General features: G+C 68.5%; 29 protein-coding genes. 15 read left to right on the plus strand and 14 right to left on the minus strand.

Features of this window, described 5'->3' with window-relative positions; translation table 11 throughout:
• Window positions 1–60: 60 nt before the first annotated feature.
• Window positions 61–480 (minus strand): DUF2809 domain-containing protein, encoded by a 420-nt coding sequence (locus ACH34W_RS27820; protein WP_395964038.1) that lies wholly within the window; start codon window positions 478–480, stop codon window positions 61–63.
• A gap of 755 nt (window positions 481–1,235) precedes the next feature.
• Window positions 1,236–1,730 (minus strand): PH domain-containing protein, encoded by a 495-nt coding sequence (locus ACH34W_RS27825; protein WP_395964039.1) that lies wholly within the window; start codon window positions 1,728–1,730, stop codon window positions 1,236–1,238.
• A 1,484-nt stretch (window positions 1,731–3,214) separates the two neighbouring features.
• Between ACH34W_RS27825 and ACH34W_RS27830 the strand changes: the two genes are divergently transcribed.
• From ACH34W_RS27830 to ACH34W_RS27850, 5 genes are all read left to right on the plus strand, one after another.
• On the plus strand, window positions 3,215–4,477 hold the full coding sequence (locus tag ACH34W_RS27830; protein WP_395964040.1) for a DUF222 domain-containing protein: 1,263 nt from the start codon (window positions 3,215–3,217) through the stop codon (window positions 4,475–4,477).
• Window positions 4,478–4,621: 144 nt separating this feature from the next.
• Entirely contained in the window at window positions 4,622–5,371 is a 750-nt protein-coding gene (locus ACH34W_RS27835) for a GrpB family protein (protein WP_395964041.1), read from the plus strand.
• A gap of 238 nt (window positions 5,372–5,609) precedes the next feature.
• Window positions 5,610–5,903: a hypothetical protein gene (locus ACH34W_RS27840; protein WP_395964042.1), complete on the plus strand. Its 294-nt coding sequence runs from the start codon at window positions 5,610–5,612 to the stop codon at window positions 5,901–5,903.
• Window positions 5,904–5,929: 26 nt separating this feature from the next.
• Window positions 5,930–6,517 (plus strand): HAD family hydrolase, encoded by a 588-nt coding sequence (locus tag ACH34W_RS27845; RefSeq protein ID WP_395964043.1) that lies wholly within the window; start codon window positions 5,930–5,932, stop codon window positions 6,515–6,517.
• Between the two features lie 244 nt (window positions 6,518–6,761).
• The gene (locus ACH34W_RS27850) at window positions 6,762–8,042 is read left to right on the plus strand and encodes a hypothetical protein (protein ID WP_395964044.1); all 1,281 of its coding nucleotides are present in this window, start codon (window positions 6,762–6,764) and stop codon (window positions 8,040–8,042) included.
• Here ACH34W_RS27850 and ACH34W_RS27855 read toward each other — a convergent pair.
• The 3 genes from ACH34W_RS27855 to ACH34W_RS27865 are packed head-to-tail and all read right to left on the minus strand — an operon-like array spanning window position 8,036 to window position 9,496.
• The gene (locus ACH34W_RS27855) at window positions 8,036–8,767 is read right to left on the minus strand and encodes an SIS domain-containing protein (protein ID WP_395964045.1); all 732 of its coding nucleotides are present in this window, start codon (window positions 8,765–8,767) and stop codon (window positions 8,036–8,038) included. The genes ACH34W_RS27850 and ACH34W_RS27855 overlap by 7 nt on opposite strands.
• Complete coding sequence (locus ACH34W_RS27860) at window positions 8,760–9,197, minus strand: PTS sugar transporter subunit IIA (RefSeq protein ID WP_395964046.1); 438 nt, start codon at window positions 9,195–9,197, stop codon at window positions 8,760–8,762. Before ACH34W_RS27860 ends, ACH34W_RS27855 begins: the two co-directional genes overlap by 8 nt.
• On the minus strand, window positions 9,194–9,496 hold the full coding sequence (locus ACH34W_RS27865; protein WP_395964047.1) for a PTS sugar transporter subunit IIB: 303 nt from the start codon (window positions 9,494–9,496) through the stop codon (window positions 9,194–9,196). Before ACH34W_RS27865 ends, ACH34W_RS27860 begins: the two co-directional genes overlap by 4 nt.
• A 299-nt stretch (window positions 9,497–9,795) precedes the next feature.
• Here ACH34W_RS27865 and ACH34W_RS27870 point away from each other — a divergent pair, with 299 nt between their 5' ends.
• Complete coding sequence (locus ACH34W_RS27870; protein WP_395964048.1) at window positions 9,796–10,536, plus strand: esterase/lipase family protein; 741 nt, start codon at window positions 9,796–9,798, stop codon at window positions 10,534–10,536.
• A gap of 94 nt (window positions 10,537–10,630) precedes the next feature.
• Here ACH34W_RS27870 and ACH34W_RS27875 read toward each other — a convergent pair whose 3' ends face one another.
• The 4 genes from ACH34W_RS27875 to ACH34W_RS27890 all read right to left on the minus strand — a co-directional run bounded on the left by ACH34W_RS27875 (window position 10,631) and on the right by ACH34W_RS27890 (window position 14,372).
• Window positions 10,631–11,461 (minus strand): ABC transporter permease, encoded by an 831-nt coding sequence (locus ACH34W_RS27875; protein WP_395964049.1) that lies wholly within the window; start codon window positions 11,459–11,461, stop codon window positions 10,631–10,633.
• The gene (locus ACH34W_RS27880; protein ID WP_395964050.1) at window positions 11,458–12,537 is read right to left on the minus strand and encodes an ABC transporter ATP-binding protein; all 1,080 of its coding nucleotides are present in this window, start codon (window positions 12,535–12,537) and stop codon (window positions 11,458–11,460) included. Before ACH34W_RS27880 ends, ACH34W_RS27875 begins: the two co-directional genes overlap by 4 nt.
• The gene (locus ACH34W_RS27885; protein ID WP_395964051.1) at window positions 12,534–13,643 is read right to left on the minus strand and encodes a hypothetical protein; all 1,110 of its coding nucleotides are present in this window, start codon (window positions 13,641–13,643) and stop codon (window positions 12,534–12,536) included. Before ACH34W_RS27885 ends, ACH34W_RS27880 begins: the two co-directional genes overlap by 4 nt.
• A 117-nt stretch (window positions 13,644–13,760) precedes the next feature.
• Window positions 13,761–14,372 (minus strand): TetR/AcrR family transcriptional regulator, encoded by a 612-nt coding sequence (locus ACH34W_RS27890; RefSeq protein WP_395964052.1) that lies wholly within the window; start codon window positions 14,370–14,372, stop codon window positions 13,761–13,763.
• Between the two features lie 80 nt (window positions 14,373–14,452).
• Between ACH34W_RS27890 and ACH34W_RS27895 the strand changes: the two genes are divergently transcribed.
• The 5 genes from ACH34W_RS27895 to ACH34W_RS27915 all read left to right on the plus strand — a co-directional run bounded on the left by ACH34W_RS27895 (window position 14,453) and on the right by ACH34W_RS27915 (window position 19,806).
• Window positions 14,453–15,724: an FAD-dependent monooxygenase gene (locus ACH34W_RS27895; protein WP_395964053.1), complete on the plus strand. Its 1,272-nt coding sequence runs from the start codon at window positions 14,453–14,455 to the stop codon at window positions 15,722–15,724.
• 111 nt (window positions 15,725–15,835) lie between these two features.
• Window positions 15,836–17,320, plus strand: coding sequence for a metallophosphoesterase (locus ACH34W_RS27900; RefSeq protein ID WP_395964054.1), 1,485 nt, complete (start codon window positions 15,836–15,838; stop codon window positions 17,318–17,320).
• Window positions 17,321–17,377: 57 nt separating this feature from the next.
• Window positions 17,378–18,274 carry a transglutaminase domain-containing protein gene (locus tag ACH34W_RS27905; RefSeq protein WP_395964055.1) on the plus strand — a complete coding sequence of 299 codons (897 nt, stop codon included), beginning with the start codon at window positions 17,378–17,380 and terminating at the stop codon, window positions 18,272–18,274.
• Window positions 18,275–18,334: 60 nt separating this feature from the next.
• Window positions 18,335–18,964 (plus strand): alpha-ketoglutarate-dependent dioxygenase AlkB, encoded by a 630-nt coding sequence (locus ACH34W_RS27910; RefSeq protein ID WP_395964056.1) that lies wholly within the window; start codon window positions 18,335–18,337, stop codon window positions 18,962–18,964.
• A gap of 98 nt (window positions 18,965–19,062) precedes the next feature.
• Window positions 19,063–19,806 (plus strand): L,D-transpeptidase family protein, encoded by a 744-nt coding sequence (locus tag ACH34W_RS27915; RefSeq protein ID WP_395964057.1) that lies wholly within the window; start codon window positions 19,063–19,065, stop codon window positions 19,804–19,806.
• Between the two features lie 94 nt (window positions 19,807–19,900).
• Here the strand turns inward: ACH34W_RS27915 and ACH34W_RS27920 are convergent, their stop codons facing one another.
• Window positions 19,901–20,335, minus strand: coding sequence for a VOC family protein (locus tag ACH34W_RS27920; protein ID WP_395964058.1), 435 nt, complete (start codon window positions 20,333–20,335; stop codon window positions 19,901–19,903).
• Window positions 20,336–20,413: 78 nt separating this feature from the next.
• Window positions 20,414–21,025, minus strand: a complete 612-nt coding sequence (locus tag ACH34W_RS27925; protein WP_395964059.1) for a TetR/AcrR family transcriptional regulator — start codon at window positions 21,023–21,025, stop codon at window positions 20,414–20,416.
• Window positions 21,026–21,118: 93 nt separating this feature from the next.
• On the opposite strand from ACH34W_RS27925, the gene ACH34W_RS27930 reads away from it, so the two are divergent.
• The 3 genes from ACH34W_RS27930 to ACH34W_RS27940 all read left to right on the plus strand — a co-directional run bounded on the left by ACH34W_RS27930 (window position 21,119) and on the right by ACH34W_RS27940 (window position 23,232).
• Window positions 21,119–21,697, plus strand: coding sequence for a dihydrofolate reductase family protein (locus tag ACH34W_RS27930; protein WP_395964060.1), 579 nt, complete (start codon window positions 21,119–21,121; stop codon window positions 21,695–21,697).
• Window positions 21,698–21,707: 10 nt separating this feature from the next.
• A complete protein-coding gene (locus tag ACH34W_RS27935; protein WP_395964061.1) occupies window positions 21,708–22,277 on the plus strand; it encodes a dihydrofolate reductase family protein in 570 nt (189 codons plus the stop codon).
• Window positions 22,278–22,380: 103 nt separating this feature from the next.
• The gene (locus tag ACH34W_RS27940; RefSeq protein WP_395964062.1) at window positions 22,381–23,232 is read left to right on the plus strand and encodes an arylamine N-acetyltransferase; all 852 of its coding nucleotides are present in this window, start codon (window positions 22,381–22,383) and stop codon (window positions 23,230–23,232) included.
• Here ACH34W_RS27940 and ACH34W_RS27945 read toward each other — a convergent pair.
• The 3 genes from ACH34W_RS27945 to ACH34W_RS27955 form a co-directional block, all read right to left on the minus strand.
• Window positions 23,208–23,621 (minus strand): ATP-binding protein, encoded by a 414-nt coding sequence (locus tag ACH34W_RS27945; RefSeq protein WP_395964063.1) that lies wholly within the window; start codon window positions 23,619–23,621, stop codon window positions 23,208–23,210. The genes ACH34W_RS27940 and ACH34W_RS27945 overlap by 25 nt on opposite strands.
• 136 nt (window positions 23,622–23,757) lie before the next feature.
• Complete coding sequence (locus tag ACH34W_RS27950; protein WP_395964064.1) at window positions 23,758–25,149, minus strand: sensor histidine kinase; 1,392 nt, start codon at window positions 25,147–25,149, stop codon at window positions 23,758–23,760.
• Window positions 25,146–25,802 (minus strand): response regulator transcription factor, encoded by a 657-nt coding sequence (locus tag ACH34W_RS27955; protein ID WP_395964065.1) that lies wholly within the window; start codon window positions 25,800–25,802, stop codon window positions 25,146–25,148. Before ACH34W_RS27955 ends, ACH34W_RS27950 begins: the two co-directional genes overlap by 4 nt.
• 155 nt (window positions 25,803–25,957) lie before the next feature.
• Here ACH34W_RS27955 and ACH34W_RS27960 point away from each other — a divergent pair, with 155 nt between their 5' ends.
• On the plus strand, window positions 25,958–26,509 hold the full coding sequence (locus ACH34W_RS27960; protein WP_395964066.1) for a hypothetical protein: 552 nt from the start codon (window positions 25,958–25,960) through the stop codon (window positions 26,507–26,509).
• Window positions 26,510–26,511: the final 2 nt, after the last annotated feature.

Here is a 26,511-nt window from a genome sequence, read left to right on the forward strand (position 1 = left end):
GCGAGCCAGGGCCAACGACCCAATAGAGGGCCCTGGCTTGGCATCACGGCTGTTCCGAAATCATGATGCGAGGGCGGGTGTTGAGTCTGTTTGGGAACGTGTGCGGGCTCGGATGAACCAGTGCGCGGCGACCAATGGAATGACGCCGACGGGGTACCAGGCAACATCAATGAGGTCGAACTGGGCGCCTAGCAGTTGGCGCGCGAGCCAGCTGCGTTCGGAGAGTGCCCCGGGTATGGGGGTGAGCTGTGCAAACTCGATGAACCAGCAGTATGCGATCGCGGTGCTGCCGACGGCTAGTGGGGAAATCAGCGGCCTTATGAAGATCACTAGCGTGTAGACGATAGCCCCAGACAAGGCGGCGCCTGAGTACTGTTCGATGGGCCCGTCCATCGTGGCGCGGATTGCGTAGGCCGCGCCTGCAAAGCCGGCTGCCAATACCACCATCAGCAGTCGAGTCCAGCGCACTGTGAGCGACATCGCGCAATCATAGGTGGTAGCGCAGCTAAGGTGGCGGCCGGTCTGCTGAGCTGGACGGGCCGCAGCTTCACCGCTGCCACGCGGTGGACTTCCAGCTCTTCAGCGAGTCGCGCTGACGCTGGTCATCGAGGCAGCATCTGCATATAGAGCGACTCGGACACCAGTCGGCAGCGCAGGAATCCGGGATCCCGCAATGGTCACCGAGACCCCGCCCGGCGGCCGTTGCTGGCAGTTCATCCACCATGCCGGAGGCGACCGCGCTACAAGGCACGGTGAGCAGTGACGGCCACGGTCCTCCCTTAGCTGGCGCAGTCATCCGACTACAGATTGGCGCATCGCCGCTTCAAACTTGGCGGCGAAGAAAGAAGATTGCTGGGGCTTGCGGCTTGCGCCCACCTGCGAGTTGGCGCCTCCGTAGGTTCCTGCTTTGCCGCTTCGCGGTTGCGGCAGCGGTCACCTTCCCCTCAACTCCACACCGGGCCACCAGCTTGGATACCCCCTGGGACCCCTGGTTCTGCGGACGGGAAGTGGCTCCACCTCCAGGGCGCGCGAGTTGCGGCCCCACTTGTTGATCTTCAGCTCTTGGTCACCAGTGAGACCTGGCTCTACCTCGGCGCCGAGGATGGCCGCCGCTCCCCGCCCGGCATCGTCGTACTCGCGTCGCTCCGGGCGCTCCAGGTTGACCTGCGACTCGACGTCGGCAGGTTAGTGCCGACGAGGCAAGGCTGGGATGCTCAGTCTTACCGATACACCGGCTACTCCCGGAGAGAGATCTTGGCGGCTATCTCGGGGACCGGCTTCCAGTGCGGGCCCCGTCGCTTCTCCCAAGTCTCACGGAGGACGCGGACCTCCTTCTCGGCGTCGACCTCGCTGCCGTTCAGGTGCGGTAGAACGATTTCCCGGCCTCGATGGTCGTAGGTCGCAACGTAGGTCCGTGCCCCCGGCAGAAACTCGATGCCTTGGATTCCCTGCCATGGGATCGCGACGGTCCGGAAAACCCCGCGCTTGACGATGCGGTCCCGCGAGACGAACGTTCGCCTCCAGATCTCGCACCCCACGTACAGAACCAATGCCCCGACCAACAGCCCAGGCACGAGCACGTCGACCGCGGAACGGTCATCACGTGCCGCCGAGATGACCAGCAGGCACAGGAAAAGGAAACCGAACACGTAGGCCAGGGCGAACGTCCCGAGGTCTGCCCGGTACTCGCGTTCGTACGGGTCAGCAGCCATCCTCACCTCTGAGGCCAACGCACACCACCCGAAGACCGCAGGGCAGATGGTGATCCACGATCGACTCTAGCGATCGTTCGTGGGCCGAACCAGACAAAGCAAGCAGGGGATTCCGCGCGTATCCGCGCCGGCGAGACCCCGATGGCGAGCTGACGACGACGGCCGGTCGGTTGGGGCTGAAGACCTAAAAGCGGCAGCGACAAGAAGGGAAGCGGCAGGCGCGGCACGTGCGTACGCACCGGTTTTCCGGACGGCATACCTTCGTGCCGCTTCGCGGTTGGCGGCAGCGGTCACCCCTTTAGCTCCGCACTCCGCCCGGCCACCGGGCGGTTGGGACTGAAGACCTAAAGCGCAGCGACAAGAAGGCAGACGGCGGGCGCGGCACGTGCATACGCACCGGTTTCCGGGCGGCAGCCTACTTCGTGCCGCTGCGCGGTTGGCGGCAGCGGTCACCCCTCTAGCTCCGCACCCCGCCCGGCAGGCGGGTGGGGCGGGGCTGAAGACCCAAAAGCGGCGGCGACAAGAAGGCAGGCGGCGGTCGCGGCACGTGCATACGCACCGGTTTCCGAGCGGCAGCCTACTTCGTGCCGCTGCGCGGTTGGCGGCAGCGGTCACCCCTCTGGCTCCGCACCCGTCCGGCCAGCGGGTAGGCGGGGCTAAAGACCCAAAAAGCAGCAGCGACAAGAAGGCAGGCGGCGGTCGCGGCAAGTGCGTACGCACCGGTTTCCGAGCGGCAGGCTACTTCGTGCCGCTGCGCGGTTGGCGGCAGCGGTCTCCCCTTTGGCTTCGCGCTCCGTCCGGCTGTCGGGTAGTGCGAGGTGAAGGTCTAAAAGCGCGGCGACAAGAAGGCAGTGGGCAGGGCGGCAGGTGCGTAGGCACAGGATTCCGGGCGGCAGCTTTCTTCGTGCCGCTGCGCGGTTGGCGGCAGCGGTCTCCCCTTTGGCTCGCGCCCCGCCCGGCAGGCGGGTGAGGCGGGCTAATGACCCAAAAGCGGCGGCGACGAGAAGGTAGGCGGCGGGTGCGGCTGGTTGGTGATGTGCGGGTTTGCTGGTGGCTGATGCTCGACCTTAGCCGCGCGAAGCGCGGGATGTGCCACAACCCCAGATAGCGGCCCGCCATTACCTTGTGCGCAGACCAGAATCCCGCAACCGCAACCAACGTGACCGCACCCACGACAAAGCCGCACCAACCCGCAAACGGTCATTTCGGCACCGCTCAACCACCCACCCAAACCAGCCGACCTAATCCCCAATCCACCCGCCCGCAACCGACAACGACCGTGGGACGACACCCCCACCCCAGCCACCCATAAAAACGGCCACAAACCTACACGCTGATCCTGCCGAATGGCGTCGATATAACCTTCCGGCTCGCTGCTCCTGATCAACAGAAATCGTAGGACGGTCACCTGTCGCACCGGTCACAAAAAGGTGGCCGGATACCGCTGGCAATCGGCACTCAACACCTTGCGATATCACCGAATGTGACGATAGAATAACAGCATGGATTCGATCGTGGCGGGACTAGATTCCGCTTCCACCGCTGACTTGGTGGAAGCGGCCGCCGCGATCACCACCCAACTCGCCCAACGGTCGGCGCCCGACTCCGGGACCGCCTGCATGGAGTTGGCCGAGCGGTTCGCTGCCGCGTTGGATCAGGGTGAGCAGGTGCTGGCGGGGTTGGTCGCGGTGGTGGACCGGACCGGGGAACCCAAGCGGTGGGGGTTGGCGTCGACTCAGGCGTGGTTGCGGTGCCGGCTGGGCATGCGCGAGGGCCGCGCCCAAGAACGCCTCACCCTGGCCCGCCAACTCCCCCGCCTGCAGCACGTGAACCAGCAACTGGCCACCGGCGCCCTGTCCTACGGCTACGCCGCCACCATCGCCGACGCCGTACAACGCCTCAACGATGACGACTGTACGGCCGCCGAAGGCATTTTGCTGGAGGCGGTGGCGGGCGGGGTGTCGGCGCGGAACCTGGCGCGGCTGGGCCGCAGAGTCCATGACCTGGTCGCCGAACTCACCGGCGAAGACCAGCCGCCCGCCGACGCGCAGCGGGGGTATCAGCGGTCGTGGATGACCGTCAGCCGGTCGCTGGATGGCGGCTGTTACCTGCACGGGTGGCTCAACCCCGAAGACACCGCCATCCTGGACGGCACCCTGGCACCGCTCGCCAAACCCGCGGGCACCGACGACCGCCGCGATCTGGCCGAGCGGACGGCGGCGGCGTTGTCGACGGTGCTGGCGGGCGGGCACCGGGACACCCGGGTCACCGTCATCGCCGACCTGCAGACCCTGACCGGCGACGACACCCCCGGGCGGCTGCGGGATGGCACTCCGATTCCGGCGGCGCAGGTGCGGCGCATCGCCCTCAACGCCGCAATCTCCCCACTGATTATGAGCGCCGATCATGTGCCGCTGTATTTGGGGCATGCGGTGCGGATCGCCACCGCGGGCCAGCGTCGGGTGCTGGAGACCCTGTATGACACGTGTGCGGTGCAGGGGTGTGAGGTGCCGGGGCTGTTGTGCGAGGTCGATCATGTCGATGGGTGGGCGCTGGGCAACAGCCCCACCGACATCGACAAACTCGCCCTGTGCTGCGGCTGGCACAACCGCTGGAAACACACCCACCCCCACCAGATACACATCACCACCACCGACGACGGCCGCTTTGTCTACCGGGCGCTTCCTCCCGACGGGGTCGCCAGATCCAGACGCGGCAGACCTGTCGATCAGGCCGACAATCCCTGGCACGACCACGCGGCCTGACCACTCACACACCCCAGCCCTGTAGTAGCCCGGCGCCTTCCTGCACCGGGCCTACAGGCACGCCCCCACCCCGGCCCAACCGCCTTCCTCCAGCCGGTCCCGCTCGGCGGGGTCGCCGCACAGGAGCGGGCAACGGACGCAGGCGTGTTCGTGCTGGCAGCTGGTGCCATAGGCGCGTCCGCACTCACCCAGGGCGACCTTTCGCCGCTCGGAGTTTCTCTGCACTTGTCAACCGGGCTTCCCACTTCCTTGGAGCGAGGAGCCTGGGATCTACTGGTTGTGCGGTTGTTCAATGGCTCGCCTGACCTGGTGCGTGCGAACTCCGGGGCGTTCGAGATTCAGCAGAATGCCCTTGTGCATGTCGAGTGGGAAGAGGCCTGGCTGGGGTTGGCCAAGCGGTCTCTGCGGGTGATGGATAGTCAGTCGGGCTGGTCGGAGGTGTATGAGCAGCTTGCGTCGGCGCTGCGTCCTGCTCTGGGCGCTCTGGCGATAGCCATTGAGCACGTCGGATCGACTTCGGTGCCAGGACTTCCGGCCAAGCCGATCGTGGACATCGCGGTCGGCCTAGCGGCCGATGCGCAACTGGTCGACGTTGTGGACGCAGTGACCGCGCTCGGTTATGAGTTCCGTGGCGATAAGGGAGAAGAGATCGGGTGGTTGTTCGTTCTGGAGACCCGCCCGCTCTATCGTGTCGCGCACGTTCATGCGGTGCGGCATGGTGGTCTGCAGTGGCGCGAGTATCTCGCGTTCCGGGACCGGCTTCGTGCCGACCCGGCTGCGCATCACGCCTATGCCCAACTCAAGCGTCAGCTCGCCGTGAGCTATGGCGATGATCGTCAAGCCTATACGGCGGCGAAGACGTCCCTGGTCAGAGAGTTGTTGTCCGGCGCGTAGTTGTCACCTGATCGATCATGCTCGCCCTCCAGCGGCGTGGGCATGCCGAGGTCGAGCGACGCGGCGGGGCTGGTCCCGCTTATGGGGCAGGAAAGTGGGGGAGGTCGATTCCTTCGATCTCACCGGGCCGGTTCTCGGGCCCGGCGGACTCGGAGGTCGGCCTCGATCTCGTCCAGGCGGGGCAGCATTTATGTTTATCATGTCTCACGCAGGCTTTTTATGCGGGGCGGGGTTTCCCGTGAGGCTGAGCGCATCTTCCCAGTTCGACTTTGCGCTGGTCGAAGTGTTCTTCGAACCCGAGCCATTCGGTCTCGGTGACCGGACGTTACTCATCAGCGGGACGCGCCTGGTGGACGATGTCCTCGTTGAACTCGCGTACGTCCTTGAGGAAAAAGCATCCCGTTCGAAGAACGATCTGATGAGCAGAACACTCGCTGCTTCTTCGGGGCCGAATCGAGCGGAAACTCCGGAGCTTCGTCCGCGCCGCACCGTGATGCTTACAGAACGTGTCCGAATGGTGGAACTGGGCTGAGTCGGGTCTCCCGATAAAATAGCCGTGTGATCTTGAGTCTTCCCCCCGGCGAGTTCGACGCCTACCTCTTCGACTGCGACGGGACCATCGCTGATTCCATGCCGCTGCGCTTTCTCGCTTGGCAGCAGGCGTTGAGCGAGTGGGGATGTGAGCTCTCCGAGGAACTGTTCTACGCGTGGGGCGGTCGGACGGTGGTCGACATCATCACCGACCTCAATGCACGCCAGGGGCTGGCCATGCCGGTGCTGGCCGTCGCTCGCCGTGGTGAGGAGCTCTGCCAGGAGATGCTGCCCAAGCTCACCGCAGTGCCCGGCGTGCTCGAGCACATCGAGGCTGAATACGGACGCATCCCGTTCGCTGTCGTATCTGGCAGCAGTCGTGAGTCAGTGACGGCTTCGCTAACCGCCCTGGCACTGCTCGACAAGTTCGAGGTGATGGTCTGCGCCGGCGAGTATCCGCGGCCTAAGCCCGCACCGGACCCATTTCTGCTGGCAGCCCAGCAGTTGGGCGTCGACCCGAAGCACTGCTTGGTCTTTGAGGACGCCGACAACGGGATCCAGGCTGCTCAGGCCGCTGGCATGGCCTGGGTTCGTGTTCCGACGCTGAGCCGATGATCATATCCGACGGGAAGCAGCGCCTTAGCAATCCTTAGTACGGCGCGCACTGCTGTCTGGACCCGCCCAATTAAGCGCGTGCGCTGGCTGGCGGCGGGGCAGCGGTACGGTCGTCATCATGGCCGCTTGCGATCGGCGACGGTTTCTGGCTGGGGCGGCGCTTGTCGGAGTTCCGGCTAGGGGCTCGGCTTTGAAGGCTCCGGAGTTGGTCAGTGCGCACAGGCTCTTTCGCTGGGTCGAAGAGATGTCTGGCGTCGGGCCGCGTTTCACTGGGAGCCAGTCCCACCGCCGCTATCTGCGCCAGGTTGAGCGGCAGTTGGAGTCGTACGGGTTGAACGTGCGACGCCATCCCGTTCCCCTTGATCAGTGGGAAGCCCGTTCGTGGTCCCTCGAGGTGACGGGGGCCGGTGGCACTCACAAGATCCCTGTGGCCTACTACCGCCCGTACTCCGGGGAGACGCCGTCACGGGGTGTGCGGGGCGTGCTTGTCGATGTCAAGGGCGGTCAGGCGGCCGATTATCAGGGGAAAGATGTTCGCGGCCGGATTGTGGTGGCCGACTATCCGATCAGGCCGGGCGCGATCTCTGCTTTTGCCGACTACATCCCGCCGGAGCTCGGCGAGGAGAACTACACGCGCGTCTGGCAGGCGGTGCCGGCGCAGCTCAGTCTCGAGCTCGCCAAGCGGAACGGCGCGATCGCGATGGTCGACATCATGGATCTGGCGCCCGAACACGCCCGTGGGCAGTACTCGCCGCATCAGCAGCCGCAGGCCGGCTTGCCCACGCTTCACCTCGACCGTGTCCAGGGGCGCCGCCTCCGCGATCTGATGAACGCCGGGTCGGTCACGGCGACTCTGACGCTTACCGCTTCGAAGCGGAGGAGCACGATCGACTACCTGACCGCCGAGCTCAAGGGTGGTGGTGCGCTGCCCGGGGCCGTCATGGTCGGCACGCACACCGACGGGCAGAACGCGATCGAGGAGAACGGCGTACCCGCCATCCTGGCGCTCGCGCAGTACTTCACGCGTGTGGCCGATCGTCCGCGCGACATCATCTTTGTCTTCTCGCCCAACCACATGAACTCGCCCGACCTGGGCGCGTGGCTGGAGCGGAACGCGGCGATCCGGAGCCGGGTCGTGGCGGCCCTCGTGCCCGAGCACCTCGGCGCGCTCGGCTGGGTGGAGGATCCGGCGACCGGGGAGTACGGCCCGACGGGACGCTCCGAGCCCGCCGTCATCGGGACCGGCAACAGCGCCGCCCTGACGTCTCTCGTCATCGACCAGGTCAAGCGGGATGATTTGGAGCGGACGGCGGTGCTCAGGCCCTTCAACAACGGCCTCTACGGTGAGGCCACCTACCCGTACCGGCTCGGCATCCCCACCGCGACGCTGATCAGCGGGCCGGCCTACCTCGTCCAGGTCGCCCGCGACGGCCATCTCGACAAGATCGATCCCGCCCTCATGCACCGCCAGACGGTCTTCCTCTCGCACCTGCTGGCCCGGATGCTCGCACTCCCCGCCTACTGAGCGCCGGTGAGTTCGGGAATGCGGTGCCGGTAGCGCTCCAGCAGGCCGCGGTTGACCGCGTCACCGCCCGGGACGTTGGCGCTCACCCAGCGAGGCGGCTCGACGCCGCGTTCTGTGGCGAGGTCGTCGAGGTCGGCCAGCAGCCGCGACCAGGCGTACGACGCCAGGATCGTGGAGACCGCGGCGGTCCGCGGGGCGCCGGCGGGATGGACGACATCGCCCGGCGGCACGGTCGTGTCGATCACGACTGTGGCGTGGTCGGCCAGCATGGTCTCCGTACGCGCGGCGGCTTGGACGGACGCCTGGAGCGATGTCACCGCGATCACTGGCACGCCCAGCGCCGCGCATTCCTGGGCGATCTCGACCGGGTAGGGGTTGCGGCCGCTCGTCGAGAAGACCACGGCCACGTCCGGCGGGGCGAGGGCCGCGGCCTGGACGACCGTGCGGCCGAGCCCCTCCTGCCGTTCGGCCCGGGTGCTGCGCAGGGCGTCCAGCAGCGGGAGCACCGCCGGATCCCACATCGGGCGCACCGGGGCCAGCCCGCCCGCCCGGTAGAACGTCTCGAAGACGAGCGCGAGTGAATGCCCGGCGCCGGCCACGTGCACGATGCCGTCGGCCTCGATGGTGTCGAGGAGCAGGGCCGCCGCCGTGGAGATCGCCTTCGCGGACCGCGCGTCGAGCTCGTCGAGCAGCGTGCGTACCCGCTCAGGGAAGATCTCAGGCATCAGGAAGGGCCTCCTTCAGCTCGGTGGCCAGGGCGTCGTGGTCGGCCGCCTCGCGGAGCCGGTCGGCCAGCCCGGACGAAAGCGCCCGGGCCAGCCGGGACAGCGAGGCGACGTGCGCGTCAGGATCGGGGGTGCAGAACGCAAGCAGCAGATCGACCGGGTCGTTGTCCGGGTGGCCGAACTCAACCGGTGTGACCAAACGTGTCACCGCGACGCCCACTGCTAGCCCGCCGTCCTCGGGACGGGCGTGCACCAGCGCCAGCCCCTTGGTGAGGACGATGTACGGGCCGTTCTGCTCGACGACCTTGACGCACGCGTCCGGATAGCCCGGTCCCGCGACGCCGAGCTCGACCAGCGCCACGGCCGCCTCGCGGACCGCCGCCTGCCAGTCGGCGGCCACCACGGCGTCGCGTGCACCGACCTCCGTCATCCCAGCCATCCCTTCTCGCTGAGCGCCACCCGCAGTTGCTCCTCCAGGCCCTCCTTGTCGAGGAAGTCGCTGATCGTGATGACGATGGGGGCCAGGTCGGTGATGTCGCTGGTGTGCATGCCCTGGCCGATGATGACGTCGGCGGTCATGCCGCGCGCGCTCGAGACGTCGGTGTTCTCCACGCGGGCATCCACGCCGAGCGCGCTCAGCGCGTCCTCCGCCGTCATCTTCAGCATGAGGCTGGACCCCATGCCGACGCCACAGACGGCGAGTACGTCGAGTCTCCGGTCCAGTGCCATTCTTCACTCCTCGCTGTACGGATGGGCCAGGCGGAGACGGCGAATGGTAAATACCTCTTCGGGCGGCAAGAGGGACCCAGATGCCGACGGCTGCGAGGGTACGTGGCGCTTCCCAAACTGGTCAATACCACTTGCATGCATGGTCGATTACTCCAAACCGCCGACCTCGGACACCCCCTGATCAGATCAGCGATCATCGGGTAGACCGGTATACGTGGTGAACGTCCTATGAGCATTTTGAGCGCCTGATGGGTTCATGGAGCGCGCTCAGTCCCCGGCGACGCGTGCTCGTGGGGGGGGTGGCGCTCACGGTGCTCGTGGTCGCGGTCGTGATGGGCGTCCGGGCTCTGCTCCCCGGGGCCGACGACCGCGAGGTCGCCCAGGACAGGCCGGGCCCTGTGCTGCTCATTCCCGGCTACGGCGGCGGCGTGGGCGGCATGCGGATCCTTGCCGAGCGGCTGCGCCAGGCGGGACGCCAAGCCGAGCTCGTGCAGCTTCCCGGGGACGCACGCGGCGATCTGCGGGAGCAGGCTCGGACGGTCGATTCTTATGTCGCGGACGCACTGCGCAGAGGGGCCCCCTCCGTTGATCTGGTGGGGCACTCCGCGGGCGGAGTCGTGGCGCGGCTCTGGGCCCGGGAGCACGGCGGTGCGGGGAAGGCCCGCCGCATCATCACGCTGGGGTCGCCACACCACGGGGCCGAGCTGGCCACGGCCGGGTCCGCGTTGGGAGTGGCGTGTCCGGCGGCCTGCCAGCAACTCGTGCCGGGAAGCTCGTTGCTGCAGAGGCTCGGCGACGAGGCACCCGAACGGCCCGCGCTCATGTCCCTCTGGACGACACAGGACGAGACCGTGACACCCCCTGAGTCATCGCGGCTGAACGGCGACGCCGTCAACGTGGAGCTCCAGGCGATATGTCCCAGTGCGCGAACCGACCACGGCCAGCTGCCGTCGGACCCTCAGGTCGTTGGGATCGTGTTGCGCGCGCTCGGCTCCGGCCCGTTCGAGGCCCCGAAGAGCTGCGGCACCCTCAACTCGTAACGCGGCATCCTCGGCTCGTCACGCGGCACCCTCAGCTCGTGATGCGGCACCCTCGGCTCGTGACGCGGCACCCTCGGCTCGTGATGCGGCACCCTCAGCTCGTGACGTCGCGGGTCGCGAAGTTGGCCCAGGCGGCCGCCAGCAGGACGCCCACATAGACCGCCTGCAGCGCCAGGCCACGTTCGATGTCCCGCCACAGGATCGGGTCGCGGAAGAAGTCGACCCAGGCCAGCCAGTAGCGAGTCAGAAGATACGGCTGAACGGACGCCGCCGCGTCCAGGGTGACGAGGACCTGGCTGGTCACCAGGGCGGCGAGCGAGCCCAGGGCGGCTGCCAGAGGCGAGTCGGTGAACGTGGAGAGGAAGAGGGCCAGGGCACCGACGCCGAGCATGGAGACCCCGATGTAGAGCACGGCGTAGGTGATGCGGAGGGCCACCTGAACGTCCGAGAGCCCCGTCCCCGAGACCGAGGTGATCAGTTCGGACCCGGCGAGCGCGGACGCCGGCTCGGTGCCGAAGATCGCGACGCCGATGACGTACGAGGTGGCGGCGACGGCCACGACCGCGAGCATCACGTACGCGGTGAGCGCGACGAGCTTGGCCACCAGCAGCCGGGTGCGCCCCACCGGCCGCAGCAGCAGGTAGCGCAGCATGCCGGAGCCCGCTTCACCTGCGATGGAGTCGCCGCCGACCACCGCGACCGACACCGGGAGGAACAGCGGCAGCACCATGGCGAGCGCGGCCGCCGGATAGAGCGAGCCGTTCGACAGGACGGCGGACAGGAAGGTCGGCCCCTCCCCCGGCGGCGGCGCGACCTCGGTGACGCCGAGGAAGATCGCGACGATGGCCGGCAGGCCGCACAGCAGGGCCAGCGACACCCAGGTACGCGGGCGGCGCACGAGCTTGGCCAGTTCGGTGACGATCATTCAAGGAACTCCCGCGACGTGCCCTGCCAGGCGTCCGGTTCCGAGCCCGGGCTGAGGCTCGTACTCGCGCTCGGGCTCGTGCTGTTGTTCGTGCCGGGGCTCGGGCGGGCCTCGACCTTGCGCACCCCGTCCACGCGCACGCCGGGCTCGTCCAGCTCGGCGGGCTCCGAGTCCAGCCGGTCGGAGCCGGGGCCGGTGGCCTCCAGCACGACGTCTTCGAGTGATCTGCGCTGTACGTGGATCTCGTCGATCCGCAGGCCCTCACGGACGAGGCGGGCGTTGAGCTCGGCGGCGTCGGCAGTCCGGACCAGCAGCCGCGCGCCGTCCCGGTGCTCCACCCCGCCATCGAGCAGCGCCACCGCCCGGTCCGCGTCCGGGGTGTGGACGACGACCCGGCCGGTCGGCGACCGGATCTCGCTCATCTTCTCTTCGAGCACCAGGTGGCCGCGGTCCATCACCCCGACGCGGGTGCACAGCTGCTCGACCTCGCTGAGGAGATGGCTGCACAGGAAGATCGTCGTGCCGTTCGCGTTGAGTTCCTCCAGCAGGTCGCGTATTTCACGGATGCCCTGCGGGTCGAGGCCGTTGGTGGGCTCGTCCAGCACGAGCAGCCGGGGTTGGTGCAGGAGCGCGGCGGCGAGGCCGAGGCGTTGCCGCATCCCGAGCGAGTACGTCTTGACCGGCCGGTCATCAACGCCGGAGAGCCCGACCCGGGTCAACGCCTCCTCGACCCGGATCCGCCGGGCCTTGCGCGATCCGCCGCCCCCGGGCCCGGCGGCGTCGAGGAAGGTGAGGTTGGCGCGACCGGAGAGATGCCCGTACGCACCAGGTCCCTCGACCAGCGCGCCGACTTCGCGCAGCACCTCGTTGGTCCGGCGCGGGATGGGCCGTCCCATCACCTCGATCTCCCCGGACGTCGCGTACACCAGTCCGAGGATCATCCGCACGAGCGTCGTCTTGCCCGAGCCGTTCGGACCGAGCAGCCCGTAGCGGTCGCCCTCCCGCACGTTCAGGTCGACCTCGTTCACGGCGGTGATGCGGCCGAACCTCTTGGTCAGCGTCCGTGTGACGATCATGAGATCAGCTCGTTGGCGGCGGTGCGCAGCAGGTCCGGCCGTACCGGCCCGGCCAGCAGGAACGTCCGTCCGATCGCCTCATCGCGGACCAGGACGGCGGTCAGGACCGAGGTCTGCAGCGCGAGCGCCTCGCCTCGCGACACCGCGAGCGAGCCCGCGCCGGCCGTGCGCGCCGCCTCGAAGACCCGGCGCCCGTAGCGGCCGGGCAGCGGCGCCACGACGAACGACGAGAAGCCGCCCGAGTAGGCGCGCACGCTGGCGATGGACGGCGTGGAGTCCAGCGCGGGACGGCCGGCCAGCGAAGCCGGCATGCGCTCCGTCGTCCGCGAGGCCAGCCGCGCGAGCAGGTCGAAGGTGTCGACCTCCGACGTCCGCACCCCGGCCGAGAACCGCGGCGCCACGGCGGACGCGGCGGGCCGCGCGAAGCGCACGTCGAGGAGCCGGGTGGTCAGCACAGGCCGGCTCCCTCCGCGCGGAACGATCCGTACTTCAAGCGGAACCCCCGTCTCAGGGTCGGCCCAGATGTCCACTGAGCCGATCGTCGTCGCGGAATCGGCGGGCGTCACGCGCAGCCCGGCGGCCGAACGGCCCGCGACGCGGCGCGTGTCCAGGCCGGTCAGGCGGTCGGCCGGGCTGCTCAGGCGCAGCAGCCTGCGGCCGAGATCGGGCGGCATGAGATCGGCGGCGTTCGGCAGCCGGACCGTCTGCGCCCCCTGGATCTTGGTCAGCTGCTCGCTCTCGTAGTCCCAGATCGCCAGGCCGGTCTTCGACCGCAGGAAGTCCCGTTCACCGGTGGCGGTGATGAGGGCGACCCGCCAGTTCTCCGGCGCGTCGTACCAGACCCGCATGCGCGACGTGCCGCCCAGCAGGCCGGTCGCGTCGTCCAGGCCCGGCAGGTCGGGTATGCCCAGCGAGCCGCTGCTCTCCGCGAGGCCCTGGTAGGGCCGCTCGGCCGAGCCGAGGATCATCCCGCGCAGCCGCTGCGGATCGACGTCCGCCCCGGCGACCGGGAACGCGGCGATCGCGAACGGGATCGAGCACAGCGCGGCCACGAGCGCCGTGACCAGAAGCCACCGGCGCCGCGCCTCACCGCGAACCACGCTCATCTTTGCCACCGTACGTCGAGGTTCCCGAAATGCACCGATCTGCGAAGTACTTCCATAGAAGCACCCCCGGAGCACTGATCCCGTCTTGCACCTAACGAGGCGAGGCCTAAAAGCAGCCTAAAGAGCCGCCTGGCCACTGGACGAGCGGAGACTGAACGAGCGGAGGACGTCGAGCAGTGCGGCACGGAGTTCGGCGGCGGTGAGGTCGAGGGCGCCGGCACCCGCGAGGTGGTCGAAGATGAGGCCGTCGAGGTAGGCGACCAGCACCGGCGCCTGCCGGGACGGGTCAGGCACGCCGATGGCAGCGAGCATGTGCTCGGCGAGCAGGCGGGGCCGGGAGCCGGCCGTCACGAAGACCGACCGGAGCTCCGGCCTGCGGGTCGCCTCCAGCGCCAGCTCGTAGCGGGCGAGCATCCGGGCACGTCCGTTGGTCGTCCAGTACTCGACCAGCCCGGCCGCCGCCTCCGCGACATCGGCGAGATCAGCCTTGCCGGAGAGCTCGGGCCGGTCGGCGAGGTCGGTGAGATCGGCGAGATCCACCTCGACGAGCCGGTCGATCGCCGCCCGCAACAGCGCCTGACGGGTCCGGAAGTAGTACGAGCAGGAGCCCTCAGGCAGACCCGCCACCCGGTCGACCGCCCGGTGGGTCAGCCCGCGCATTCCCGCCTCGGCCAGCGTCGTGATCGCCGCATCGGCGAGTTCCTGGCGCCTCGACATGGCCTCGGTCACAGCCCCACATCCCCTCTTGCCTTCGAGCTCTACAACTGTAGAGTACAAGTGTCTACTACAGATGTAGAGGGAGCTCGACGATGAGCGACGACCGGCGGCAAGACGAGCGGCAGGGTGAACAGCAGAGCAGGCGGCAGGGCGGCGAACGGCAGGCTGAGCGGCAAGGCGGCGAGCGAGAGGTTGAGCTGCAAGGCGAGCGGCAGGGCGGCGAGCGGCGGCGTACCGCGATCGTGGCCGGCGGCGGGATCGGCGGGCTGGCCACCGCGATCGCCCTGATCAGCCGGGGCTGGCAGGTTGACGTCTTGGAGAAGGCACCTGCGTTCGGCGAGGTCGGGGCCGGGTTGTCGCTCTGGCCCAACGGCGTGCGGGCCCTGGACGCGCTCGGACTCGGCGACCAGGTCCGGGCTCGGGCGCTGGTCGAGACACAAGGCGGCATACGCAACCCCACGGGCCGCTGGCTGTCGCGCACCGACGTTGAGGAGCTCAACCGCCGCTTCGGCCCGCTCGTGATGATGCACCGCGCCGACCTGCTGGAAGTCCTCCGCAACGCGGTGCCGGCAGGCGCCCTGCATGTGGATACCGAACTCAAGGACATCCGGGTGGACGGCAAGCAGGTCGAGGTCGTGCACAGCAACGGCGTCGCGCGGGCCGATCTCCTGGTCGGCGCCGACGGCATCCACAGCCGGGTACGGCGCTCGGTCTGGCGCGACGCGCCCGAGCCCGCCTACGCCGGCTACACCGCCTGGCGGCTTGTCGCCGACCCGGACCAGAAGATCGACTCCGGCGGCGAGACCTGGGGGCGTGGCCTGCGGGTGGGATTCGCACCCCTGCCGGACGGCCGCGTCTACATGTTCGGAGTGGCGACCGCCCCTGCGGGAGGGCACAGCGCCGACGGCGAGCTCGCCGAACTGCGCCGCATCTTCGCGACATGGCACGACCCGATCCCGGCGCTTCTGCAGGCCGCGGACGCGGATGCCGTCATGCGGCACGACATCTACGAACTACCGCCGCTCGCGTCCTTCGTCTCCGGCCGCGTCGCCCTGGTCGGCGACGCCGCGCACGCGATGACCCCCAACATGGGCCAGGGCGCCAACCAGGCCCTCGAAGACGCCGTCACGCTCGCCGCGTTCCTCGACCGGAACGCCACCGTCGAGGCCGCGCTCACCGCGTACGACGCGAACCGCCGTCCGCGCGCCCAGATGATCGCCAAGCGCTCGCACCTCATCGGCGCGGTCGCCCAATGGAGCTGGGGCCCGGCGGTGAAGCTGCGCGAAACCGCCCTCAGGCTCACTCCGGCGAGCTCCATGTTCCGCGCCCTGACACCCGTCCTCAACTGGCAGCCGCCCACCTGACCATCCGCACACCTGACCGTCCGTCGCAACACCGTCCGTCTCATCCAGAATTTGAGCGGCGTTCACGTTTGGGCCTGGCCGGGTGCGGGGGCCGCTGGGACGCTGGCGCACATGATCTGTTGCAGGCCCAGCCGGCGGGAGTTGTTGCGCTGGAGCGCGGTGGTCGCGGGCGCCTCTCTCCTGCCCGTTGTCGACCCCGAGCGGGTGTACGCGGCGGCGGCGCTGTCCGGGACGGTACGGGCCGTCGACCTGGAACTCGTCACGCTCACCGAGACCAGCGCGATCCTGACCTGGTACACCGGCGTCCCGGGTACCGACGACGGTCTGGGGCGGATGAAGCCCGCCCCTGCCGACGGCGAGGTGGAGTACGGGACGCACCCGGACCGGCTCACCCAACGAGCCGCCGGCCCAGCGGATACGCCGTACCACTATGTGGAAATCACCGGGCTGGAGCCGGGCCGCACCTACTACTACCGGGCTCGTTCCCAAGGCAAGGCCGCGAGCGCCACACCGCTGGCCTTCGGGCAGGCCGCCGGAACGCCCCTCGCGGACGGCGTCTACAGCTTCACGACTCCGCAGCCGCCGCCCGGCTCGTTCCTCTTCTCGGTGGCACTCTGCAACGACCTGCACGTCGGCGAGACCGTGGCGGGCCTTGTGGGCCAGCTGCCCTGGATCAAGGGAATCGAGCAGGTGCCCGGCCACCCGCCGTACCCGGAGGTCATGGCCAGGGCGCTGGTCGAGGACGCACGACGGCGCGGAGCGAGCTATCTGCTGGCCGCCGGTGACGTCACGAGCGAAGCGGTGCCGGTCGATGTCGGGCGAGCCAAGGCCCTGCTCGACGGCTTCGGGTCGTACGGACGGGACTACCTCGTCGCGCGAGGCAACCATGACAGGGCTCACGAAGGCGCCGCCCACGCCTCCTGCAGTCCCGGGCAATGGCAAGGCCGCGACTGTTTCCGCGACGGCTTCTTCCTGGACGACGGGCCGACGTACTTCACGCACGACCTGCATGGCCTGCGGGTCATCGGGTTCGACACGTACGACAAGGCGGGCAACGGCGGGGATGCAGGCGGCCTGGGCAAGGAGCAGTACGCCTGGCTCGAGAGCAGGCTGAAGGAAAGTCCCGACCAGCCCACCATCGTCTTCGGGCACCACCCGCTCTTCGTGGAGAACGCACCGCTGGCCATCACCGGCGGCCAGTCGATCGAGGCCGGTCAGGCGATCTCGATCCTGCGCGCCTACGACCGCTCGCCCGGTGTCTTCCTGCACCACGCCGGGCACACGCACCGCAACCAGCGTTCGGTCTTCCCGCTCGCGCCACGGGTCGTGCAACAGGAGGTCGGCGCGGTCAAGGAGTACCCGGGCGGCTTCACCTTGCTGCGCGTCCACACCGGCGGCTACGCGTTGAACTTCTACAAGACGCGCGGCGACCTCGCCCGGGCGTGGAGTGAACGCAGCAGGCAGGAACTGTCCGGGTTGTGGCCGCAACTCTCGCTGGGGAACCGTGTAACCGACCGCAACAGCGTCGCCCACCGCGACCTCTCCGGAATCACCCGCCCCCTAAAGCCTGCCTCGCACTCTCAAGTCGGCAGATGAATAAAGCACCCTAAAAATGACACGATCACGTGAGGGCGTCGTCAAAGGGAGACCTTCGTGATCGAGTTCTATTCGTCGCAGAGCAAAATCACCGATCCCGGCGAGCTGGGTCCGTGGATCGACGGCGTCCCAGGTGATCTGGAGGGTGTCCGCCGGGCCGCGGCACAGCTGGTCTTCCACTACTGGGCGCACGGCGACATCACCGAGCACGGCTTCACCCCCGAACGCCGAGGGGAGATCAATCTGCGGTACGCCGACGTGATGTTGCGCCGCGCCCGCGAGCTCAACCCGGCCCGGCCGCCCGCCGACCGGTCCCCGACCGAGCAGCTGGTGGGGTGCTGCCGGGACAACACCGTGCTGTTTCTCACGCTCGCCCGCCACCACGGCATCTCGGCCCGCGGCCGGGTCGGCTTCGCCGACTACCTCGTCCCGGACCTGTTCATCGACCACGTGATCCCGGAGGTGTGGGACGCCGCGGAGGCACGCTGGCGGCTGGTCGAGCCGGAGTTCCCGGACGGCTACACGCCGCCCGGCGAGGACGCGCCGCTCGACCTGACGGACATTCCCCGGGATCGTTTCCTGGTCGGGCCGGAGGCGTGGGAGTTGTGCCGGGCGGGCAAGGTCGATCCGGAGCGCGTCTCGGTCGGCCCGGGGTTCGACCTGCCGTTCCTGAAGTCATGGCCGTATCTGGTCCACAACCTCGTCTTCGACCTCGCCGCGCTCAACAAGGACGAGATGCTCCTGTGGGACAGCTGGGGCATGATCGACACGACCGACGCACCGGACGATCCCACGTTCGAGCGGATGGACAGGCTCGCCGCGCTCGTCAACGACCCCGCCGTGACGCTCGACCGCATCCAGGCCGCCTACGCAGACCCCGATCTGCGGGTGCCCCCGGTGGTCGCCAGCCACCCGCCGCCCGACAACCAGCGGATCCAAGTAGAGCTGCGCTGAGCTGGCGCGCACCGCGATCATTCGAACGCATGTTTGACTGACCCGGATATATTGGGAGGCATGGACGGAGCCATCCAGGGCCTTCTGCTCGACTGCACCGAGGAGACGGCTGTCGGCGTGCTCGGCACGTCCGTTCGGCGGACCAGCCTTGAGCACGGTGCCTGGATCGACGTCCGGCCCGGCTGGATCTCCGGTTCGGATGCCCTCTTCGAGCGGCTGCTGACGGAGGTGCCATGGCGTGGCGAGCAGCGGCGGATGTACGACCGGGTGGTCGACGTCCCCCGGCTGCTGAGCTTCTACGACGAGGACGCCCCGCTCCCCGATCCGGTGCTCGACGAGGCCAAGGCCGCCCTCAGCGCCCACTACGCGGACGAGCTCGGCGAGCCGTTCCGGACGGCGGGGCTTTGCCTCTATCGCGACGAGCACGACAGCGTCGCCTGGCACGGCGACCGGACCGGGCGCGGCCGGGCCGAGGACACCATGGTCGCGATCATCTCGTTCGGCGCGCCGCGTTCGTTGTCGCTGCGGCCGCGCGGCGGAGGCGCGGCGCGGCGATTTGGCATGGGCCCGGGCGATCTGCTGGTGATGGGCGGCAGTTGTCAGCGGACTTGGGAGCACGCGATCCCCAAGAGCACAAAGGCGACCGGGCCACGGATCAGCGTGCAGTTCCGCCCGCGCGGCGTACGTTGAACGGCGGCGAATGGGTCACGCTTACCCCAAGCGCTACTTGTGTGATCTAAGGTGCCCTTGGGTCAATTGACAATTCCAAGGACAGGGGGCCGGTAGGCATGCGCCTGAAGATCGCCGGACTTGCGTTGGTCGCCGGGGCCGTGATGGCACCGTTCATCTCATCACCGGCCGAGGCCGCCGCATTCTCCGCGAGCGCTCCGAGCACCGCGGCCGCGGCGGCGGCGAGAGCCGCTGCGCCGCCCACGCTCTACTACGGCTCCAAGGGCAAGTACGTCACCTACCTGCAGAAGCGCCTGCGGGCACTCCGCTACGACCCGGGTTCGATCAACGGGAAGTACGGCAAGGACACGCTCTACGCCGTCTGGGCGTTCCAGAAGGTGAACGGCCTCAAGCCCGGCAGCAAGGGCACTGTCGGCAGGGGGACCTGGGCGGCGCTGGCGAAGCCCAAGTCGCCCGTGCGGATCGTCAAGAAGCCGGCCGCCAGCCGCGTGGAGATCTCCAAGAAGCGCCAGCTCATCGTGGTCTACAAGAACAACAAGGTCTACCTGATCACGCACACCTCGACCGGCAACAACAAGCGCTACTGCTACAAGGGCGAGTGCGACGTCGCGCGCACACCGGTCGGCAACTTCAAGGTCACCCGCAAGATCAACGGCTGGCGCCACGCCAAGCTCGGCGACCTCTACAAGCCGATCTACTTCTACCAGGGCTACGCGCTGCACGGCTCGCCGAGCGTGCCGCTCTACCCGGCCTCGCACGGTTGCGCGCGCCTGCCGATGAAGCACACCGCCGACCTGATGTTCAAGATCCTCCCGGTCGGCTTCCGCGTCTACGTGCGCTGACCCGGGACACGACGAACAGAGTCCCGAACAGAGCCATGACAAAGGCCCGTGACCGTCCCACCGGACGGCCACGGGCCTTTCGCGTGGGCCACGGCTACTGGCCCTCCTGCCCCTCTTGCGCCATGGCGGCCATGTCCATGTACATGACCTCCCAGTGGTGGCCGTCGGGGTCCTGGAAGCTGCGCCCGTACATCGGCCCCATGTCCATGGTGTCGCCGGCGGCCGAGCCGCCCGACGCCAGCGCGGTGTCGACGAGCCGGTCGACCTCCTCGCGGCTGTCCGCGGACAGAGCGATCATGGTTTCGGTGGTCGTCGCGGCGTCGGCGGTCGCCTTTCCCTTGGACAGGAACCCGGCGAAGAACTGCTCGGTGAGCAGCATGGCGTAGTTGTGCCCCTCGGCGAGCACCAGACAGGCCGCGTTGTCGTCGGTGAACATCGGGTCGAACGAGTAGCCGAGCTTGCCCCAGAAGGCTTTGGTCTGCTCGAGGTCTCGTACGGCGAGGTTCACGAAAATCATGTTGCCGGCCATGGTCATCTCCTTCGCGGCTGCGCTGAGCCGAACGTGGAACGTGGTGTCGTGGGAGTAGACCACGGCCGTTTCGAAAACTCATCGGGGATCTGGCGTCAGATCTGGCGTCGGATCGGTTTCGCGCGGCAGCGCGCGTTCGACGGCGGCGGCCACCAGTGCGTCGATCTCCTTCTCCGGAAAGACGTCCGGCAGCGTGAGCCGCTCCAAGATCAGCCAGTTCAGCGCCAGGTGCAACAGGACGACCATGGTCTCGTCACCTGGCAGGCCCGAGTCGCGGTGATGCGAGATGTTGGCCTCGACGTCGCGCCGGATCGTTCGCGTGAGGACCTCGCGCAACCCTGGCCGGCGGGTGGCCTCAAGGCGAAGCTCCAGTAGCGCGATATATCCGGAGCGGAACGCGGCGACGTTCTCCACGGTCGTGCGCATGACCTCGATGAGACGTTCCCTGGTCCGCGGACCCGCCAGTTGCCGGGCGACCGTGGCCTCATCCGGCTGGTAGAGCTCGTAGATGCGGCCGCCGACCTGGTTGAACAGGTCGTCCCGGTTGGCGAAGTAGTTCGAGGCCGTACCGATCGGGCAGCCCGCCTCGGCGTCGATGGCCCGGAACGTCAGGCCGCGCGCACCTTCCCTGGCCAGGACCTCGATGGCCGCGTCGATCAGCACCGCACGCCGCTCCGGATTCTGCCGCATTGAACCCTCCACAACATTCGGGGTTGACACCACTACGCATATAGTACTACGTTCAGACCACTACATTCGAAGCACTTCGAACGGAGTAGCCAGATGCGAAGGCTGACCTACTACGTGGCGAGCACGATCGACGGCTTCATCGGGGGGCCGGACGGGACGTCGGGCTTCTTCCCCTGGTCGGCGGACATGATGGAGTACCTCAACAACCGCATGCCGGAGACCCTCCCGACCGCCTTCCGTTCGCAGGCGGGCTTGGACGACGCGGCGAACCAGACCTTCGACACGGTCCTGATGGGCGCCGGCACCTACCGCATGGGCCTGAAGGACGGGATCACCAGCCCCTGGCAGCACCTGCGGCAGTATGTGGTCTCCACCAGCATCACGGCGATCGACGAACCCGGGGTCACACTCGTTCCGGGCGACCCCGCCGGACTGGTACGGCGGCTGAAGAACGAGGCGGACGGGCTCGGCATCTGGCTGTCAGGCGGCGGGAAACTCGCGGGCTCCCTGCTCCCGGAGATCGACGAGCTCATCATCAAGCGCTACCCGGTCGTCATCGGCACGGGCATCCCGGTCTTCGCCACGACGGAGCTCCAGGCCACCCACTTCGACCTGACCGGCACGCGTACGTTCGGCAACGGAGCGGCCGTTCTCACCTACACCCGGAAGTGAGAAAGCCTTCATGCGAAAGCTCGTCTACTTCATCGGGTCAACCATCGACGGTTTCATCGCCGCCCCGGACGGCGACCTGGCCTTCTTCCCGATCACCGAGGACGTCATCGCGTTCCTGAGCTCGGACTATCCGGAGACACTGCCCGTCCAGGTCCGCGAGCAACTCGGGATCGGCGACGCCGCGAACCGGCGCTTCGACACCGTCATCCAGGGCCGCGCCACGTACGCCCCGGCGATCGAGGCCGGGCTGACCAGCCCGTACCCGCACCTGCGCCAATACGTGGTCTCGGAGACGCTCACCGCGAGTCCCGACCCGGCCGTGGACATCATCTCCGGCGACGTCACCGGCAAGGTCCGGGCGTTGAAGGCCGAGGAAGGCATGGACATCTTCCTGCTCGGCGGCGCGCGGCTCGCGGGATCGTTGCTGCCCGAGATCGACGAGCTCGTGGTCAAGGTCTACCCGGTCGTCGCCGGTGCCGGGATCCCGCTGTTCGGCATGGGATTCTCGCCGCTCTCGTTCCGGCTCACCGGCACGCACACGCTCGACGGCGGCATGGCCGTCCTCTCGTACGAACGCTGACCACCCGGAACCCCCGGCGGCAGTGCGAGAGTTGATCAGACCGGGGGGAAGTTGATCGGATAGGGAGAGATCGATCGAGCAGGGCGAGGCGGAGGCTGCGACCATGTCGGACGACGGTTATGGATGGAACGGCGGCGAGCTCGACCTCGACGCGTATCTCGCCCGGATCGGGTTCGGCGGTGAACGGGCCCCCACACTGGAGACACTGCGGGCCCTGCAGCGCGGGCACACCACGGCGTTCCCGTTCGAGAACCTGGAGATCATGCTGGGCCGCCCGATCCTCCTGGACCTGGAGGCCCTCCAGGACAAACTGGTCAGGCGCCGGCGCGGCGGCTACTGCTACGAGCACACCATCCTGTTCGCCGCCGCGCTGGAACGGCTCGGCTACGGGCTGACCGCACTGTCGGCTCGCACGACCTTGGGTGCGGAAGGGATCCGGCCCGCGACCCACGCCATTCTGCGGGTGACGACGGCCGATGACGACCGGGCGTGGTTGTGCGACGTCGGTTTCGGACGAGGCCCGCTGGAGCCGATCGAGTTCGCGGACGGCGCCGAAGCGGTGCAGGACGGCTGGCGCTTCCGGCTGGAACGGAGGACCGGTGCGTTGGACACCGATCTGTGGGGGCTCCACCAGTACGGCGCGGAAGGCTGGGTCGAACGCCACACCTTCACGCTCAATCCGCAGTACAGGCTGGACTACGCGGTGGGCAACCACTACGTCTCCACGAGCCCGCGCTCACCGTTCACCACCCGGGTGTTCGCCCAGTGGTTCAGCGCGGAGATCCTCCACGTGCTGGACGGGACCACCTGGACGACCACCCGGCCGGACGGCTCAACGGAGACTCGCGAGGTCGAGCAGTCCGAGGTCCCGAAGCTGCTCGACGAGGTCTTCGGCGTGACCCTCGACCCCGCCGACGCGGCGAAGCTCGGTCAGCCGTCCTTGCAGGCCCGGTAGCGGGCCCAGACGACCTTGCCGCCCATGGGCTCCTGCCGGGTCCCCCACTCCTCGACGAGCAGGTCCACGATCTCCAGTCCCCGGCCGCCGATCTCCTCGGGGGCCGCGGGCCGGAGCGCCGGCAGGTCCGAGGCCGGATCCTCCACTTCGATGCCGACCACACCCTCTTCCTCGGTCCACAACCGCAGATCGATCTGCGCGCCCGGGGCCGCGTTCACCGCGTTGGTCGCCAGCTCGCTGACGATCAGCACGAGATCGAGGGTGTGCGCCGCCATCCCCCACATCGACAGATGAAACTCGGTGAGGTCACGCAGCAGGCCGACCGCAGCCGGCACCGCACGCACCCGCTGCTCGAACCGCTGTCCGTCGAGCCCCCGCCGTCCGGTCATGATCGCCATCTCTCCGCCCTCGCGGTCGAGATCGAGAGGCCACGTCGCTCTCGGCGCCTCCCCAACGAGGTGTTGTGACGCGATCGGCCCCGATGGTCTGTTCAGTCCGCAGTACGGACACCACCACGGCCAGGGTTCAACGATTCCGGGACTCGCCGATGACCTCGGACGACGACCATCGGCCCGCCGACGGCGAAGTGCCCCCCGGCTGGGCGGACGGCTCCGTGTGGACAGACGCCTCCACACGGAGCGACGGCTGGGTGACAGACGAGGTGACGACGGGCGGCGGCGGACCGGACGGCGGCCTCATCGGGAACGACGGAAGCTGAACATGCAGGACGAGGCCGCCCTCGGGGCGGGGCGAAGCGGTCACGGTGCCGCCGTGGGCGGTGGCGGTGGCACGGACGATGGACAGGCCGAGGCCGGTGCCGCGGTCGGAGCGCACCCGGTCGTTGCCCAGCCGGCGGAACGGCTCGAAGATCGTCTCTGTCTCGTACGGCGGGACCACGGGGCCGGTGTTGGCCACGGTCAGCTCGACCTCGCCGTTGTTGCGCGCGGTCGTGACCCACAACTCGCCGCCCTCGGTGTTGTGCCGGACGGCGTTCTCCACCAGGTTCTGGACGAGCCGTTCGACCAGGACGGGATCACCGGCGGTGGGCGCGGGGCCGAGGCGGCGGTGGGTGGTCACACCGCGTTCGGTTGCCTCGGCGGAGGCCTGGTCCAGGACGTGCCCGGCCACCACGGCCAGGTCGAGCGGCAACCTGTCGACCACGGCGTTCTCCGTGCCCGCGAGCGTGAGGAGGCCGTCGATGAGCCGTTCGTGCCTGGTGTTGACGACCAGCAGCGACTCGCCCAGCCGTTTGACGTCGTCGGTCGCGTCCGAGCGGCGCACCGCCACGTCCACCAGCGTCCGGTTGATCGCCAGCGGGGTGCGCAGCTCGTGCGAGGCGTTGGCGACGAACCTGCGCTGGCCGTCGAACGCCCGCGCCAGCCGTTCCAGCATCGCGTCGAAGGTGTCGGCCAGCTCCTTCACGTCGTCGTGCGGGCCCGTGTAGGCGATGCGTTCGCCCAGATGCTGGCTGCGCGTCACGCGCCGCGCGGTCTCGGTGATCGAGTGCAGCGGGCGCAGTGCCCGGTCCGCGAAGATCCAGCCCAGCCCCAGAGCGACCGCACCGACCAGGCCGAGGGCGATGGAGCCGTAGGTGAGCAACGCGTTCAGCGTCGCCTGCTGGGTCTTGCCCCGGGTCTCGACCAGGAGCTCGCCGACCTGTTCGGATCGGAACACGGTTCCCGGTGGCGCCTCCCTGAATTCCCTGACGAACGCGCCTTCGGGTGGGGGAACCCCCGAGTCGGTCACCCGGGAGGTGCTGCCGGAGGCGACCTTCTCGGATCCTCCAGGAAGGCTGCCCCTGACCAGGAAGTAGGTCAGGGCGAGCAGGACGATGCCGCCGACCAGGAACAGGCCGCCGTACACCAGTGCCAGCCGGACCCTGATCGTGGGCCGGAGTGCCGCGGTGAGCGTCGTCATGGAATTCGGTACCCCACTCCCGGAACGGTCTCGATGACAGGCGGGTCACCGAGCTTGCGGCGCAGCTTCATCAGCGTCACCCGGACGGTGTTGGTGAACGGGTCGGTGTGCGCGTCCCAGACCTTCTCAAGGAGGTGTTCGGCCGAGACGACCTCGCCGTCGGCGCGCATCAGCTCAGTGAGCAGCCCGAACTCCTTGCGCGCGAGCTGTACGTACCGGCCCTCCCGGTAGACCTCGCGACGGGCCGGATCGAGCTTGATGCCCGCCCGCTCCAGCGTGGGCGGCGCCGCCGGGCGGGCGCGGCGGCCGAGGGCGTGGACGCGGGCGACCAGTTCCTCGAACGCGAACGGCTTGGTCAGGTAGTCGTCGGCGCCCAGTCGGAGCCCCTCGACCCGGGCGGGCACCGTGACGGACGCGGTCAGCATGATCACCCGGACGTGCGCGCCGGACTCCACCACCGCCCGGCACACGTCGTCGCCGTGGACCACGGGCAGGTCCCGGTCGAGCACCAGCACGTCGTAGTCGTTGACGCCGAGGTATTCGAGCGCGGCGTCCCCGTCGTACACCACGTCCACGGCCAGTGCCTCAGCCCGCAGGCCCTCGGCTATCGAATCCGCGAGCATGCGCTCGTCCTCGGCGATCAGTACACGCACGGTCCCCGTCCCTCATGCCACCGGTGTCCGCAGCACAGCCTGCGGCAATGGGCGTAACGCGGGCATAACGCGAAATGGTTACGAGGGGTTTAACGGCCGCCCGCTGAACTTCGATTCGTCCGTCCGTCCATGAAAGTCGACAAGGAGACGAATCGATGCGGCGACAACTGTTCGCGATACCGGCCCTGTTGCCGGTACTCGCACTTGGCCTGGCGGCCTGCGGAGGCGACGGCAAGGGCGCGAGCACCTCGCCCACCGCCAAGCAGACCGACGAACTGTCGGCGATGCGGAACTTCGCCAAATGCATGCGCGACAACGGCATCAACATGGCGGACCCGCAGCAGGGCTCGGGCGGCGGCATGGTCACCAAGGTGGAGGGCAAGAAGGGCGACGACAACCCCGAGAAGATGAAGGCCGCCGAGGCCAAGTGCAAGCACCTCATGCCGAACGGCGGGAAGCCTCCCAAGCTCAGCCCGGAGGAGGTCACCAAGATGCGGGCCTTCGCCAAGTGCATGCGCCAGCACGGCATCAACATGCCCGATCCGGGTGAAGACGGCAGGATCGAGCACAAGGGCACCACCAAGGGCGGCGCCGGCGCTCCCAAGCAGGAGTCGATCGGCGAGAACCCGGAGAGCCCGAAGTTCCAGGCTGCCGACAAGGCCTGTGGTCACCTGCGTCCGGAGCGTCCCGGTAAGAAGGGGAACTGACC

The sequence above is a fragment of the Actinomadura sp. 6N118 genome, from assembly GCF_044326415.1.
Taxonomy (GTDB): Bacteria; Actinomycetota; Actinomycetes; order Streptosporangiales; family Streptosporangiaceae; genus Spirillospora.

Bases quoted from the DNA above. Each gene is read 5' to 3' on its own strand.
- ACH34W_RS27865 (WP_395964047.1), bottom strand. From the start codon at position 9,496: ATGGCACTGGACCGGAGACTCGACGTACTCGCCGTCTGTGGCGTCGGC.
- ACH34W_RS27915 (WP_395964057.1), top strand. From the start codon at position 19,063: ATGCGCCTGAAGATCGCCGGACTTGCGTTGGTCGCCGGGGCCGTGATG.
- ACH34W_RS27945 (WP_395964063.1), bottom strand. From the start codon at position 23,621: ATGACCGGACGGCGGGGGCTCGACGGACAGCGGTTCGAGCAGCGGGTG.
- ACH34W_RS27850 (WP_395964044.1), top strand. From the start codon at position 6,762: ATGTCTGGCGTCGGGCCGCGTTTCACTGGGAGCCAGTCCCACCGCCGC.
- ACH34W_RS27885 (WP_395964051.1), bottom strand. From the start codon at position 13,643: ATGAGCGTGGTTCGCGGTGAGGCGCGGCGCCGGTGGCTTCTGGTCACG.
- ACH34W_RS27950 (WP_395964064.1), bottom strand. From the start codon at position 25,149: ATGACGACGCTCACCGCGGCACTCCGGCCCACGATCAGGGTCCGGCTG.
- ACH34W_RS27910 (WP_395964056.1), top strand. From the start codon at position 18,335: ATGGACGGAGCCATCCAGGGCCTTCTGCTCGACTGCACCGAGGAGACG.
- ACH34W_RS27830 (WP_395964040.1), top strand. From the start codon at position 3,215: ATGGATTCGATCGTGGCGGGACTAGATTCCGCTTCCACCGCTGACTTG.
- ACH34W_RS27875 (WP_395964049.1), bottom strand. From the start codon at position 11,461: ATGATCGTCACCGAACTGGCCAAGCTCGTGCGCCGCCCGCGTACCTGG.
- ACH34W_RS27855 (WP_395964045.1), bottom strand. From the start codon at position 8,767: ATGCCTGAGATCTTCCCTGAGCGGGTACGCACGCTGCTCGACGAGCTC.
- ACH34W_RS27880 (WP_395964050.1), bottom strand. From the start codon at position 12,537: ATGATCGTCACACGGACGCTGACCAAGAGGTTCGGCCGCATCACCGCC.
- ACH34W_RS27925 (WP_395964059.1), bottom strand. From the start codon at position 21,025: ATGCGGCAGAATCCGGAGCGGCGTGCGGTGCTGATCGACGCGGCCATC.
- ACH34W_RS27930 (WP_395964060.1), top strand. From the start codon at position 21,119: ATGCGAAGGCTGACCTACTACGTGGCGAGCACGATCGACGGCTTCATC.
- ACH34W_RS27960 (WP_395964066.1), top strand. From the start codon at position 25,958: ATGCGGCGACAACTGTTCGCGATACCGGCCCTGTTGCCGGTACTCGCA.
- ACH34W_RS27940 (WP_395964062.1), top strand. From the start codon at position 22,381: ATGTCGGACGACGGTTATGGATGGAACGGCGGCGAGCTCGACCTCGAC.
- ACH34W_RS27860 (WP_395964046.1), bottom strand. From the start codon at position 9,197: ATGACGGAGGTCGGTGCACGCGACGCCGTGGTGGCCGCCGACTGGCAG.
- ACH34W_RS27820 (WP_395964038.1), bottom strand. From the start codon at position 480: ATGTCGCTCACAGTGCGCTGGACTCGACTGCTGATGGTGGTATTGGCA.
- ACH34W_RS27895 (WP_395964053.1), top strand. From the start codon at position 14,453: ATGAGCGACGACCGGCGGCAAGACGAGCGGCAGGGTGAACAGCAGAGC.
- ACH34W_RS27935 (WP_395964061.1), top strand. From the start codon at position 21,708: ATGCGAAAGCTCGTCTACTTCATCGGGTCAACCATCGACGGTTTCATC.
- ACH34W_RS27900 (WP_395964054.1), top strand. From the start codon at position 15,836: ATGATCTGTTGCAGGCCCAGCCGGCGGGAGTTGTTGCGCTGGAGCGCG.
- ACH34W_RS27920 (WP_395964058.1), bottom strand. From the start codon at position 20,335: ATGGCCGGCAACATGATTTTCGTGAACCTCGCCGTACGAGACCTCGAG.